This is a genomic window from Trichococcus collinsii (genome assembly GCF_900107505.1).
Classification (GTDB): domain Bacteria; phylum Bacillota; class Bacilli; order Lactobacillales; family Aerococcaceae; genus Trichococcus; species Trichococcus collinsii.
On sequence record NZ_FNQH01000009.1, the window covers coordinates 1 to 13,559 of the forward strand.

Genomic DNA, 13,559 nt, shown 5'->3' on the forward strand with positions numbered 1-13,559 from the left:
ATGGGCAGGTTACCCACGTGTTACTCACCCGTCCGCCACTATCTTCTCAGTGGAAGCAAGCTTCCATAGAAAAGACCGTTCGACTTGCATGTATTAGGCACGCCGCCAGCGTTCGTCCTGAGCCAGGATCAAACTCTCATGTAAATGTGGACTCTTGTACAGAAATCCTACACGTTAAGCTGATTGCTCTTAATTTTTTGCTGACTTTATGTTTGCGATACAAAGTATCGTCTTCGTTTGCTTCGACCGAAGTCTAAGCTCCTTGCACATTTGGTTCGTTCATTCTTTATTCAGTTTTCAAAGGTCAATCGCGTATCACGTGTTACGTGATTGCTTATTCATAATATCACGGCTCCGGCTCTCCGTCAAGCCTTTTCTGAAAGTTTTTCAGAAGTATTATCGGCTTGCAGATGCTTGGATCAGCAACTTTTATATAATATCACGCTCTAAATCGCATGTCAACAATTTTTTCAAATCATTTCAAAGCCGATTCTGGCGGACAACTTCTATATACTATCATCGCAGCCGAATGCTGTCAACGATTTTTTAACTTTTTCTTTGAACGATTATCAATTCTTCAAAAACCCTGGCGCTGAACGATCTCTTCTACTGGCAATAATTTCCATTCCATTATATAGTAGACTTGAATTTCGGACAGCCCGTTTAAGGGCAGAGAGCGAGGATATAGATTGGATAAAAAAATCATTTTTTTGGATATTGATGGTACCTTGGTGGCGGATGACGGTTGGGTTCCCGCATCCGCTGCTGACGCATGCAGACAGGCCCGACTGAACGGGCATGAGATTTACTTGTGCACTGGCCGGTCAAAACCGGAGATATATGATTTCATCATGGAAATCGGCTTCGACGGCATCATCGGCGCTGGCGGCGGCTTCATTGAGCTTCATGACGGAATGCTTTACCATAAGACGGTCCCGGCCATCGAAGTCAGACGGATGGTGGATTTCTTTGATCAGCATGGCGTTGATTTTTACTTGGAGTCAAACGGTGGCCTGTTCGCCAGCAAAAATTTCCTGCCGCATGTGGAACGCTGCATTTATGGTGATATCGACAATGATCCGGATGCCCGCAGACGCAAAGAAGAACAGCCGCACCCCTTCATAGAGGGACTGATCTACGGCGAAGAGGATCTTTATAAGTCTGACGTCAACAAGGCTTGCTTCCTTCAGAGCGACAAACTTTCTTTCGCACTAATCAAGTCGGAATTCGAAAACTCCTTTGATACGATCCAATGCACCGTGCCTCAGTTTGGTGATGAAAGTGGCGAGCTAATGGTACCGGGTGTACACAAAGCGACTGCAATAGAAGCTTTGCTGACACACCTGGGACTCTCCAAAGAGCGGACGATCGCGATCGGTGACGGCTTGAATGACCTGGAGATGTTCGACTATTGCGAAATCGGCATCGCTATGGGGAATTCCAAGGAAGAATTGAAGTCTGTCGCGGATCATGTCACTGGTTCAGTGGACGAGGATGGCCTTCATCAGGCATTCCGCACTTTCGGGCTCATCTGATAACTGTAGCTAAGAATCTTATCCATTTCATAAAACTATCTTCATAATTTCTTCATACTTGAGTTTTATCATGACTGTAGGCCAATCACAAACAATCTTTTTTTCAATTTCTTTACTCCTCCAAAGTAAAGAGCAACTCCTTTAGGGCTGCCTGATAACTTCAGGCAGCTTTTTTTTTGCTATATCTTAATTTTTTCGCCATTCCATGATACTATATGAAGTAATACCTCGCTCGATGCGAGCTCTGCAATACATAAAAAAACGACTCTCTTAATAGATGAAAAAAATCAAATCGTAAACGGGGATGTGCACATGGAACCTATTCGCAATAAAATATTGGACTGCAAAAGAATCGTCATCAAAATCGGCACAAGTTCTTTGATGCTGGCGGACGGATCCGTCAACTATCAGACGTTCGACCGGCTTGCTTATGTCTTGACCGTTCTGCGCAAGCAAGGCAAAGAAATCGTCTTAGTGTCTTCCGGCGCAATTGGAGTCGGGCTCAACCGCCTGAACCTCCCGCATCGTCCGAAAACCATCCCGGAGCAACAAGCCGTCGCTTCTGTCGGGCAATCCGAATTGATGAACCTCTACACCCGCTTCTTCTCGCACTATAACCAGATTGTTGGGCAAATACTCATGACCCTGGATATCGTGCAGTTCCCGGAAAGCCGCAGGAATGCCGTAAACGCATTCGAGCAGTTGTTAAAAATGGGCATCATCCCGATCGTGAATGAAAATGACGCTGTATCTGTTGAAGAATTGGATCACCTAACAAAATTCGGGGACAACGATCGCCTTTCCGCAACCGTAGCAGAGATCATCTCCGCCGACCTGCTGATCATGCTGTCCGATGTCCCAGGTTTTTATGATAAAAATCCGATGGCCCATCCGGATGCCGTCCTCTTCCATACCATCCATGCCATCACGGCAAAGGAAATGGCTTTGGCTGGCGGGAACGGTTCGAAATTCGGGACCGGCGGAATGGCAACAAAATTGAAAGCTGCTAAACAAATCCTGAAGAACAAGCAACAAATGGTATTGACGCAAGCCACCGATCCGACCGTATTGTTCGATATATTGGCCGGCAAAGAAATTGGAACCTATTTTGTGAGGGAAGACAAATAGAGGAGGATATTCGATGAACAGTTTATTGCAAGAAATGGGCATTGCCGCGAAAGCCGCAGCCAACAGCCTGAGGAAATCATCAACCAAACAAAAGAATGAGGGGCTTTTGGCCATGGAAGCTGCCCTTTACACGCACCAGGATGCCATCCTGGCAGCCAATGCGAATGACATCGCAGCAGCCGAGGCTAATGGATTGGCAACGCCGATGATCGAACGTTTGACTTTGAATCCGCAACGGATCAAAGGGATGGCGGACAGTTTCAAGGAAATCGCTCAACTGCCTGATCCGATTGGCTACGTTGAGGAAATGACGAAATCAGCCGATGGTTTGATGATCGGAAAGCAGCGTGTTCCGCTTGGCGTCATCGGAATCATTTATGAATCACGTCCAAACGTCACAGCGGACGCGAGCGCCCTTTGCTTCAAATCCGGGAATGCCGTCATCCTGCGCGGCGGAAAAGAGGCTTTGGAATCCAACAAAGCCATTATGACCGCATTGCAGGCAGGTCTCGCGGAAGCCGGTTTCGCCAAGGAAACGCTGCAACTGATCCCTGATCCATCCCGCGAACTGGCCAATGAATTCATGAAACTGAATGACTATCTGGATTGCCTGATCCCTCGCGGAGGAGCCGGACTGATCCAGAACGTTTTGAAAAACGCGACTGTACCGGTCATCGAAACAGGCGTCGGAAATTGCCACCTGTACATCGATAAAGCTGCCGAATTGGAAATGGCCACACGCATTCTGGTCAACGCGAAATGTTCCCGCCCTTCCGTCTGCAATTCCATCGAGACGCTTGTTGTCCACGAAGCAGTTGCGGATGCTTTCCTGCCTGTTTTCGCGAAAGCTTTGGCGCCTTATAAAGTGGAATTGCGCGGCGATGCGAAGACCCGCAGCATCCTGCCCGAGGCTGTCCCAGCAACAGAGGAAGATTTCGCTGCTGAATTCTCGGATTTCATTTTGGCGGTAAAAGTGGTTTCCTCCTATGACGAAGCCATCGCGCATATCCAAAAATACAGCACCGGCCATTCCGAAGTGATCGTCACCGATCATTACCAAACGGCACAGAACTTCCTGAACGATATCGATGCAGCGGCAGTCTACATCAACGCCTCTTCCCGTTTCACGGATGGTGGTTGTTTCGGCTTTGGCGGAGAAATCGGCATCAGCACGCAAAAACTCCATGCCCGCGGACCGATGGGATTGAAGGAATTGACTTCCTACAAATACATCATCTACGGCGAAGGTCAAATCAGATCCTAAGAGGGATCCTCATTGAAAATGTTTAGAGCCGGGACACCGTTCCCGGCTTTTTCTGTCCACAATGCAACAACCGGCTACCGGAGAAAGAAGGGTTCCAACCATGCAAAAGAAGATTGCAGTCATCGGTGGCGGCATCGTCGGCGCCACCGCGAGTTATTATTTGGCAAGATCCGGCCACAGCGTCAGCGTATTCGACAGCGGCAACGGCCAAGCAACAGCAGCGGCGGCAGGGATCATTTGTCCTTGGCTGTCCAGACGCCGCAACAAAAAATGGTACCGTCTCGTCTCCGAAGGCGCGGCTTTTTATGACAAGCTGCTGGCCGACTTGGCTTCCGACGGTTTGAAGACGGATGCCTACGCACGCTCCGGAGCTATTATCCTGGGACAATCTGCCGACTATATCCAGGAGGTCCATGACCGTGCGTTGGAACGCCGCGAGCAGGCGCCTTTGATCGGTAGCGTCGCTATCCTGAAAGGAAGTGAACTTGAAAAAGCCTTCCCGCCTCTCGCCAACGTCGAACAAGCCCTTTACGTAGGCGGGGGCGCCCGCGTGGACGGCCGGGAATTGACGAAAACATTGTTGGAGGCGGCAATTCATTTAGGAGGTACCCTCCACAAAGGGAACGTCTCCCTCACCATGGATAACGACGGCACTTTATCCGTCTTGACGCCGGACGGACCGCAAAAATTCGATGCAGTCATCCTGGCAGCCGGCGCTTGGCTGCCCCAACTCCTCCGGCCGCTCGGGTACACGGTCGATGTCCGCGGGCAAAAAGGTCAACTTATCGTCCTCCAAACAGAGGCTCGGGATCCGCAAAACTACCCGGTCATCATGCCCCAAGGTGAAATCGACCTGCTTCCGTTCGGCAATGGGAAAACAGTCATCGGCGCAAGCCACGAGAACGACAAAGGTTATGACCTGCAGCCTGATGCTTCCGTTACGGATCCAATGTTGGAACAAGCCTGTACTTGGCTCCCTCATCTGAAAGATGAGGCGACCACGGATATCCGTGTCGGCACAAGGGCCTACACTTCCGACTTCAGTCCCTTCTTCGGAAGTGTACCGGGTCTGCAAAACTGTTTCGCGGCAAGCGGGCTTGGATCGTCCGGATTGACTTCCGGGCCGCTGATCGGCTATTTGTTGGCCGAATTGGCGCAAGGGAAAGAAAGCAGCTTACCGACAGAGGATTATCCCATCACCGCTTACGTCAAATCGACCAACCGTTAGAAAACCATAAAAATATTATCCATTGAATAACGATTTTTTTGCTATCTCAATACAATTGAAATATAATTATCTTAAACGGAGGTGAAAAATATGTGGAAAGAATTTAAAACATTCATCATGCGTGGGAACGTGCTTGATCTTGCCGTCGGGGTTGTCATCGGGGGTGCATTTACAGCAATCGTCAATTCATTAGTAAAAGATATCATCACACCGATCATCGTAGCCGTAACCGGCAACGCAGACTTGACGGGCCTTTCATTCAAAATCGGACAAGCAGACTTCACGTACGGTAATTTCCTGCAAGCCTTACTGAACTTCTTGTTGATCGCACTTGTCCTCTTCCTGATGATCAAGGTAATCAACAAACTCAAACGCAAAATGCCCGAGGAAGAACCAGTGGAAGTTGAAGCCGAAGTACCGGTTGTTGAGCTTTACCTGAAAGAAATCCGTGATTTGATGGTGAACCAAAGCAAAAAAGTCGAATAATGCTCAATATAAGTACACAAAAATGAACCCTATAGAAGACACTTTTTTGTGTCCATTCTATAGGGTTCATTTTATTTTTCTTAAAAAGCGTCGTCGTCCTCATCATCATCGTCTGCAATCATGGATACATGCCAGTCACTGATACTGTTCTTGCCTTGAGCGATCACAGCTTCAGCAGCTTCTTCCACAGGCGTCCCTATCAATTGATGGTTGATCCCTTCCAACAGCATCGGAAGGTTTACCCCGCCAATGATGTAAACAGAATCTTGAAGTGGTTTCTCCAGACTATTCGTCACAAGTACCGATTGGTTGTAAGGGCTGGCGCTCACCAGATCCACCAATACGATGACCCCGTCACCTTGATTGACTTCAAGAATGCATTCTTTAATTGTTTCGCCCAACGCCTGTACGTCGTCTCCCAGATTCAAGTTTGCTGTTGTGATATTATTGGTCGGGCCAAAGATCACTTCCGCTGAATCCTTAAGTCCATTGCTTAATGAACCATGTGTTGCAATAACGATCCCTAACATTTATAATCCTCCTTGGTTACGGAAAGGCTCAATGCCTATCTGCACAATTCCACAACTTTTGTAATATTGTCCATACTTAAATTCTTTCGGCTCAAATCCGACTTATCCAGATAAAATTGCGTTTTTTGCTCTTTTTCCGAAGTTTTTGCACTGAAGATATAATTGATCTTTTCATCTGACGACTGATGATCAATACCTAATTCCGACAATTTCGTCTTGGAAACATCATTGCCGATAACACGCAACGGCGCATCTGCGCCTACGCAATCCAGATAGAATATCTTCGCTTTCTTATTTCCCGGTGTACGCATTGCTTCCAGACCACTTTCTCCAAAACTGCCTTCATCCACAAAAGCGAACGCTGTTTTCTCTCCTTTTGCCTCACTTATCATTGCCAACATAGCAAGGACGGACGAAGTATTTCGAATCAACGTCTTTCGGTTTGCCGACCCCTTCGCAATCTTGCCGAACAAGTAGAAATAGACACCGTAAGCAAGAGCGATAAACAAGGTGCGAACAGAAATCAGGTCAACCGCACCGGATGCGTTCTGCATATAAAAGAGCGTTCCGGCAATACCCACCAAGAGCAACAGGACAGAACTGACTATAATGAAACTGGTTGTCCGTTTTTCCTGTACTTCTCGATCAAACAAAACATAAGAACCAAAATGCTGAATTGGCGTGTCATAATACGTGCAAATGATCTGATCCGCTTTTCCGATATCGCCAACGTAAACGTTCCTTGATGCATATTTTTTATGGCGATTGTACTCGATCACCTGCACATCTTCTCGCATGTCAGAAATATCCGCCACCAATGCCGAGATAAACCGCCGTTTGCTTTTATCAGTACGACGTACACGATAAAAAGACTGATATCGAAATAGCCAATCTTTAAATTTTTCATTTTGCTGCATAGTATTTGCCACCTGTCATTTTGGTCCTATTTTCCCGATTGAGAAAAGCAGCTATTTCGCAATAACTGCTTTCCCACCAGGAATTATTTTATAAACCGAATTGTTTTAACACATCTGCTAAGCTAGAGCTTGACGAAGATGGTGTTGCTTGGAAATAGATGTTTTCAACACCATAGTCTTCATTTAATTCTTTCAATTTCAATGCATCTGCTTTGTTCAGATAAACTGATTTAGTGACCAAAATATCATCATCGCCTTTTTTAGCGATTCCGCCGATATTCAGATCTTTGATCGGAACACCATGCTTAACCAGATTATAAATTCCGGTCACTGTTTTCGTGATCAGGATAGCGCTGTACTCTTTAAATTTGAACTCATCCCAATAGAATTTGCACTTTTCTTCAGTCATGACAATTGTTTTTTGTCCGGTACGGCTACCCGCGCTTTTGTACAGATCCTTCATGAATTTATCTTTGGCAACAACATCATCCACTACAAAGATTGAATTGACGCCATCTCTTTGGGACAATGTCAACATGACTTGACCATGGATCAGTCTCTCGTCTACACGCGCTAAATTTACAACTCCCATTTTTTACACTTTCCTTTCTTATACCCTTTTTATAGAATACCTATGCCAGCCAGAACAATCAAAATCAACGTCAAGCCCACTAATGCACGCGTTACCTTCAGACCTTTTTTGATGTAGAAGAAGTATACACCCAGAACAACAGCCAGCGGCAACATACCAGGCATTATCTTATCCAGAATTTCCTGAATAATAAACGGACGTCCTGAGATCTCAAATTCTAAGCTTGATGAAACTTTAACATAATTTCCGGCTAAAATCCCCATCATAAACATCCCTAAAATAGACAACATTTCGATAACAGTCTGAATTCCAGCACTATGCATAACACCCGTTGCATTTTTACCTGTCTTGAATGCGCTTCGTGCAAAGAATACACCTAACAATGCTTGGTAAAGAGCAAAAGCGATGAATGGGAACAAGGCGCCAATCGGGCTACCCATTTGTGCCCAAGGAACAGCGATAGCGATAAAAATGTATTGTACAGTTCCTGAGTCGATTGAATCACCAATCCCAGCCAAAGCTCCCATTAAACCTGCTTTAGTATTGTACATCAGATCATCAGTCATGGTAACTTCTTCGCCGTTCACAACTTCTTTGGCGCGTTCTTGTTCCATCGAAGACATCAGCCCTGTGATGACGCCGCCACCCCATGACAGTTGCGTATTGAAGAATAGCAATTGGCGTTTATAGGCGGCTCTTAATTGATCCTCATCTTTGTACAGTTTGCGCAGAATCGGCATCATCGCATAAAGGAGCGATGGAGCCAAATAACGTTCGAATGAGTGAGGGATCTCGTTTGCAAAGTGCCAGCGTAAATAGGTTTTCGTAACATCTTTAGCGGTTATTTCTTCTGGTGCTAACATGTTTTGTTCTTTAGCATCTAGATTAGCGTTTATCATTTTTTCATCTTCCTTTCAATTTGCATACTTTTTAGAAATCGTCATCATCGTCATCTTCAAGCGCTGTACCACCAGCGGAAGCAGAAGATGTTTTTGCAGCTTGTCCCTTGCTTAACACGAAAATGGCTGCTATTAAAGCTCCGACAATGGCATAGGTCACCATCGTGATTGATAAGGAAGCCAGCACAACGCTCATCAAGTATGCTAACAGGAAGAAAACCATGTAGTCTTTACGGCCGATAACATAAATCGTTGTTGCAATACCGATAGCCGCTAGACCGCCACCAACAACAGTTAGAATATGGAACACAACTGTACCTTCAAGTGCGGTGATGACATCAGCAATAACGGGTGCTCCGAAGTACAAAGCAACGAATACTAATGGCACAAACAAAATGAAAGAAGCGATTGTTGGATAAAGGATAATTGATCTTACGATTGCACCGTCATTCAAGTCTTCGACGGCTTTATCGGTGTATTTACCCAAAAACGTATTGATGAAAAATCTGAATTGGTACAGATAAGCACCCAATAAACCTACCGGTACAGCTACAGCTATTGCTGCTTCAGGCTGCAGGTTACCCATTAAAGCAACCGGCACCGCGATCGCTGCTGCGATTGATGGTTCAGAAGGCATCGTTCCCCCTGGAGAGAAAACCCCCATATAAATCAGTTGAATTGCTGCTGTGATAATCATTGCTTGTGGAACGTCACCCATTACAATACCTGCGATCAAACCCGTCATCAAAGGGGAAAAACGTAACGTTAATGTCGCTCCACCTAAAAATGCACGTGACATGACTGCCCCTACCCAAAGTGCAATTAACAAACTTTGCATTGCGGTAATATTTTCCATTGCCTATACCTCCGTATTTATGTATTTTTCTAAATCTATTATTGCTTTTTTCAAGACTTCTTCATTGATCGTCATCGGCAACAAATGCACTTTTTGCTTTTTGTTGACCAGTTCGACTATGTTGTTGAGTTCCTCTTCCGCTAAAGGATACTCGCCCATCTCGGTTAATGATTTCGGTAAACTTAAAGCTTCATACATCGGAATCAATTCGTCAATCACTTGCCATTTGCCTTCCAGAGCCAATTGATAGAAAATACCATATGCCACTTTTTCACCATGCAAGTAGTTGTGGACTCCCGGCAGATAAGCTGAAATCGCATCATGAATGGCATGAGCGGCAGTATTACGGGCATATTTGTCGCCAAATCCCCCAACCAGTCCCGCAACTCCGAATATTACTTCAGACACCTTGATAAACTCTGCAGATACCGTTCCATTGCGCATATCCTCGATAGCCTTCAAACCATCTTCAGCGATGACATCTTTGCAGATCCGCGCCGAATGCCGTGCGAGCATCAAGAAATTATTCGCTTCAAACTGCGGCTGCTCCAATATCATATCGGATTCATACCACTTAGCTATAGTATCCGCGATTCCTGCGATAAAGAATTTTATTGGCGCATCGATTACAAGGGTTGGTTCAGTGATCAAAAAGGCTGCCTGTCTTTTGTAATGTTCGGTTTTGCCTTCAGCGAGTCCGTTATCTTTGTACATGACTGATAACGGTGCCCATGGTGCACAATTACTGGCCAGCGTCGGAACGACACCGAAAGGTTTTTTCGTTAATGAGCCGACATAGTACACCAGGTCACACAATTTCCCTCCTCCGACACCGACGATAAAGTCAAAGTTGCCATCTTCTACTAGTTTGGCCAATCGATTTGCTTCATTATAGCTACACTCACCGTTATATTTCTCATACTGAATTGCGAAGTCCTTATCCAGAAATTCCAAATACGGCCTTGCTTTCTCCCATGAAATCGTGCCATGAACAAGCAGCACGCGTTTCGCACCGTATTCGTTCAGTATGTCAGGGATCATTTCCATAGCGCCTTGCCCATACTTATAAAATTGCGGGCCAACTTTTACATTTACAACTGTATCCAACTTTATACACCTCCCTCATGCTGTAATATAAGGACTTACTGGTTGCACCACCCGTCGCGGCATCCTCCCTTCCACTATCGATTCACAGTCAGAAACACATTTGTCTCCCATCCCTTCCAGGCACTCCATTGTGTACGCAGACGTGTGCGGGGTCAAAATGATATTCGGATACTCCAGGAAAGGATGGTCACTGCGTCCCGGTTCAACTTCCAACACATCTGTTGCATATCCACGCAGTTTCCCGGTTTGGATCGCTTCGATGATTGCCGCTTCGTCCACAAGTGCTCCACGAGCTGAGTTGGATATGTAAACACCGTCCTTCATTTTCGCAATGGTTTCTTTGGAAATCAGATGGTAATTCGTTTCATTCAGGCTTGCGCAGAGACAAATGACCTCGGCCCGCTCCAGAAGTTCGTCCAATTCGACTTTCTTGCCGCCGAAAATGTCGATTTCCAACGCGGTCTTGTTCGGATCGACCCCCAACACTTCACACCTGAACCCATAATGCAGGATTTCGACAGCTCGGCTGCCGATATTGCCAACACCAATGACACCTACCGTTTTTCCGCATAAACCGTTTCCAATAAACCGCGCTCGATTTTCCCAGCCATCATTTTTGACTTCCTGGGCAGATTCGGTTGTGCGCCGCATCAGTGCAAGTAAATTGGTGATATTATTTTCTGCAACTGCGTCGCGCTCGATCAGAGGTGGAACAATCGCGACAATTGTACCATGTGCCTTGGCAGCTTCCAGGTCTATATTGTTGTACCCGATTCCATGACGCGTGATCAACTTCAGTTCATCCTTATGCTCAAAAAACTCGCTAGTGAAAAATGGTGTTACACTCGCGATAATAATATTATACCCTATTAATGATTCAGCTAGTTGCTTTCCTTCAATTGAACTATCAAAATCGAAACGATCGACCTGCCCGATTTTTTCCAGTCTTTCCACATGCGTGTCAAACATCTTCCCAAAACTGCTTGAATTGACGATGGCTATCTTATTTTCTTGAGTCATTTTTCTTTGCCCCTCCACTTATACAAATTTCTCTCCGCCAAGCCCATTTTTGTAATCGTTTTCGTAATTTATATTCTGATTATAATAAATATTTTTTACTTTGTAAAGCTAAAATAAAAAATATTTATTACTAATTGCGAATATGCTATACTATCCCTAAGGAGGTGCTCATATATGTCAAAAAATTATATCCAAATGATCCTGAAACCACACTACGAGACTTTTTCAGCCACTGAATTAAAGATTGCCGACTATTTTGTGAGCTTGGGCATGGACTTAGTGAACAAAACATTATCCAATCTTGCAGAAGAAACAGATTTTTCAGAATCGACGATTTTTAAATTCGTGAAGAGAATAGGCTTCAAAGGCTTCCAGGATTTCAAAATCAGCGTTGCATCAAACTATCGTATGTCTGAAGAACGCACGCACCAGTTAGCCGTATTTACCGATATCACCGCTTCGGACACGCCGAGCGATATTTCTAAAAAAGTCATTCAATCCTCACAAATTATGTTGCAAAGCTTGATGAGCAAACTATCAGGGGAGGCCCTGCAAGAAGCTCTTGATATTATCATAAATTCGAAAGCGCTTCACTTTTTTGGGCTTGGCTCCTCCGCAGTCATTGCGCTCGACGCCTACCACAAGTTCTTGAGAACCGCCATCCCCGTAAATTATGTTTCAGATTATCATATGCAGCTGATGCACACTTCCAAATTAACGGAAAATGATTGCGTCTTCCTTTTCTCGCACTCAGGAAAGACGGCAGAAACTATCAAGATAGCGGAAGTAGCTGCCCATAATAAAGCCAAGATCATCTGTCTGACAGGGAATCCGCCAGGTGCTTTGAACCGATTGAGTGATGTCAGTATTGTAGTCGAAACAGAAGAATCCATTTTCCAGTCCGAGGCCCTTTCAGCCAGATTACTTTATATCACAGTAGTGGATATCATCTACTTGTCGTATCTCTATCATGATGAGCATACAAATATAGAATCGATCGACACAATACGCGAAATCCTTTCGACAACAAAAATAGAGGTGGATAGATAATGCCCATCAAAGCGATCGTTTGCGACATGGACGGCACACTATTGACTGCTGACCATGACATCAGCCCCAAAACCCAGGAACTCCTCCTATCGCTCCAGCAAAAAGGCATCACCTTGGTATTGGCAAGCGGGAGAAGTTACTTGCGCTTGATGCCGGATGCCCTAAAACTGAAGATGGATTCCCATCAAGGTTATTTGATCGATGTAAACGGCAGTTCCATTTATGATTGCAACTCTCAAACCAGGGAAAGATTGGGGATAATGGATTCAGAAGACATCCAAAAAGTCACATCCGTATTCCGTACGTTCAACGTTGAGATCCAGTTTTCGCAGGATGCCGGCCTGTACACCTATTTACCGGACTCGCTGTATGCCTTAAAGAAGAAAATCAGAGGCGAAATGAGACTGCCCGACGATTATCCTTGGGCCAGCGGCATGTACAGTTGGTTATGCGATATGCGCGACGGCTATCCTGAACAAAAACTGATTCTTGATCTGAACGAAGCACCAGCTTCTTGCAACAAAATTTCGATCAGCCAAGACCCACATTTTATGGAGGCTGTGACGCAGTCATTGCCTCATCTAGGTCTGTATGATGATTACGAACTAGTCTTTTCTGATGAAAGGAAACTGGAAATCACCAAAAAAGGCATCAACAAAGGCAAAGCCTTGGATACTTTATTGGAAAAACTGGGCATTTCCAATGAGGAAGTGGCAGTTTTTGGCGACAGCGAAAATGATATCTCTATGCTTGCCGGAAGACCCTATTCCTTCGCAATGGCTAATGCACTGCCGAAAGCCAAGGGCGTGGCAAACTATGCAACACCTTCCAATGATGACGAAGGTGTCTATCATGGCTTGAATCAATTGATGACAGAAGGCTTGCTTTAAACGAAAGAGCATAAAAAAAGCCGTATACTTGCGAAATATCGCATAGTATACGGCTTT

The 13,559-nt window shown here is 45.3% G+C and carries 14 protein-coding genes and 1 rRNA gene; 7 read left to right on the forward strand and 8 right to left on the reverse strand.

Annotation, left to right across the window (positions count from 1 at the left end; translation table 11 throughout):
* Nucleotides 1-144 (reverse strand): 16S ribosomal RNA (locus BLV66_RS13575); the annotation flags it as partial.
* A gap of 545 nt (nucleotides 145-689) precedes the next feature.
* On the opposite strand from BLV66_RS13575, the gene BLV66_RS13580 reads away from it, so the two are divergent.
* The 5 genes from BLV66_RS13580 to mscL all read left to right on the forward strand — a co-directional run bounded on the left by BLV66_RS13580 (nucleotide 690) and on the right by mscL (nucleotide 5,641).
* Nucleotides 690-1,535: a Cof-type HAD-IIB family hydrolase gene (locus tag BLV66_RS13580; RefSeq protein WP_086986584.1), complete on the forward strand. Its 846-nt coding sequence runs from the start codon at nucleotides 690-692 to the stop codon at nucleotides 1,533-1,535.
* A 321-nt stretch (nucleotides 1,536-1,856) separates the two neighbouring features.
* Entirely contained in the window at nucleotides 1,857-2,663 is an 807-nt protein-coding gene (gene proB, locus BLV66_RS13585; protein WP_425445315.1) for a glutamate 5-kinase, read from the forward strand.
* 13 nt (nucleotides 2,664-2,676) lie between these two features.
* Complete coding sequence (locus BLV66_RS13590) at nucleotides 2,677-3,927, forward strand: glutamate-5-semialdehyde dehydrogenase (protein WP_086986582.1); 1,251 nt, start codon at nucleotides 2,677-2,679, stop codon at nucleotides 3,925-3,927.
* Nucleotides 3,928-4,027: 100 nt separating this feature from the next.
* The gene (locus BLV66_RS13595; RefSeq protein WP_086986581.1) at nucleotides 4,028-5,155 is read left to right on the forward strand and encodes an NAD(P)/FAD-dependent oxidoreductase; all 1,128 of its coding nucleotides are present in this window, start codon (nucleotides 4,028-4,030) and stop codon (nucleotides 5,153-5,155) included.
* 90 nt (nucleotides 5,156-5,245) lie between these two features.
* Nucleotides 5,246-5,641, forward strand: coding sequence for a large conductance mechanosensitive channel protein MscL (gene mscL / locus BLV66_RS13600; protein ID WP_086986580.1), 396 nt, complete (start codon nucleotides 5,246-5,248; stop codon nucleotides 5,639-5,641).
* Nucleotides 5,642-5,721: 80 nt separating this feature from the next.
* Here the strand turns inward: mscL and BLV66_RS13605 are convergent, their stop codons facing one another.
* From BLV66_RS13605 to BLV66_RS13635, 7 genes are all read right to left on the reverse strand, one after another.
* Nucleotides 5,722-6,171 (reverse strand): PTS sugar transporter subunit IIA, encoded by a 450-nt coding sequence (locus tag BLV66_RS13605; protein ID WP_086986579.1) that lies wholly within the window; start codon nucleotides 6,169-6,171, stop codon nucleotides 5,722-5,724.
* A gap of 35 nt (nucleotides 6,172-6,206) precedes the next feature.
* Nucleotides 6,207-7,088, reverse strand: coding sequence for a hypothetical protein (locus tag BLV66_RS13610; protein WP_086986578.1), 882 nt, complete (start codon nucleotides 7,086-7,088; stop codon nucleotides 6,207-6,209).
* A gap of 88 nt (nucleotides 7,089-7,176) precedes the next feature.
* Nucleotides 7,177-7,680 carry a PTS sugar transporter subunit IIB gene (locus tag BLV66_RS13615; protein WP_086630082.1) on the reverse strand — a complete coding sequence of 168 codons (504 nt, stop codon included), beginning with the start codon at nucleotides 7,678-7,680 and terminating at the stop codon, nucleotides 7,177-7,179.
* Nucleotides 7,681-7,709: 29 nt separating this feature from the next.
* The gene (locus BLV66_RS13620; protein WP_086986577.1) at nucleotides 7,710-8,579 is read right to left on the reverse strand and encodes a PTS system mannose/fructose/sorbose family transporter subunit IID; all 870 of its coding nucleotides are present in this window, start codon (nucleotides 8,577-8,579) and stop codon (nucleotides 7,710-7,712) included.
* A 31-nt stretch (nucleotides 8,580-8,610) separates the two neighbouring features.
* Nucleotides 8,611-9,435: a PTS mannose/fructose/sorbose/N-acetylgalactosamine transporter subunit IIC gene (locus BLV66_RS13625; protein ID WP_086986576.1), complete on the reverse strand. Its 825-nt coding sequence runs from the start codon at nucleotides 9,433-9,435 to the stop codon at nucleotides 8,611-8,613.
* A 3-nt stretch (nucleotides 9,436-9,438) separates the two neighbouring features.
* Nucleotides 9,439-10,542: an iron-containing alcohol dehydrogenase family protein gene (locus BLV66_RS13630; RefSeq protein ID WP_086986575.1), complete on the reverse strand. Its 1,104-nt coding sequence runs from the start codon at nucleotides 10,540-10,542 to the stop codon at nucleotides 9,439-9,441.
* A gap of 15 nt (nucleotides 10,543-10,557) precedes the next feature.
* Nucleotides 10,558-11,562: a D-isomer specific 2-hydroxyacid dehydrogenase family protein gene (locus BLV66_RS13635; protein WP_086986574.1), complete on the reverse strand. Its 1,005-nt coding sequence runs from the start codon at nucleotides 11,560-11,562 to the stop codon at nucleotides 10,558-10,560.
* A 174-nt stretch (nucleotides 11,563-11,736) separates the two neighbouring features.
* On the opposite strand from BLV66_RS13635, the gene BLV66_RS13640 reads away from it, so the two are divergent.
* Both BLV66_RS13640 and BLV66_RS13645 read left to right on the forward strand, forming a co-directional pair.
* Nucleotides 11,737-12,612 carry a MurR/RpiR family transcriptional regulator gene (locus BLV66_RS13640; protein ID WP_086986573.1) on the forward strand — a complete coding sequence of 292 codons (876 nt, stop codon included), beginning with the start codon at nucleotides 11,737-11,739 and terminating at the stop codon, nucleotides 12,610-12,612.
* Nucleotides 12,612-13,502: a Cof-type HAD-IIB family hydrolase gene (locus tag BLV66_RS13645; protein ID WP_086986572.1), complete on the forward strand. Its 891-nt coding sequence runs from the start codon at nucleotides 12,612-12,614 to the stop codon at nucleotides 13,500-13,502. The genes BLV66_RS13640 and BLV66_RS13645 overlap by 1 nt, the downstream gene beginning before the upstream one ends.
* The last annotated feature ends 57 nt before the right edge of the window (nucleotides 13,503-13,559 follow it).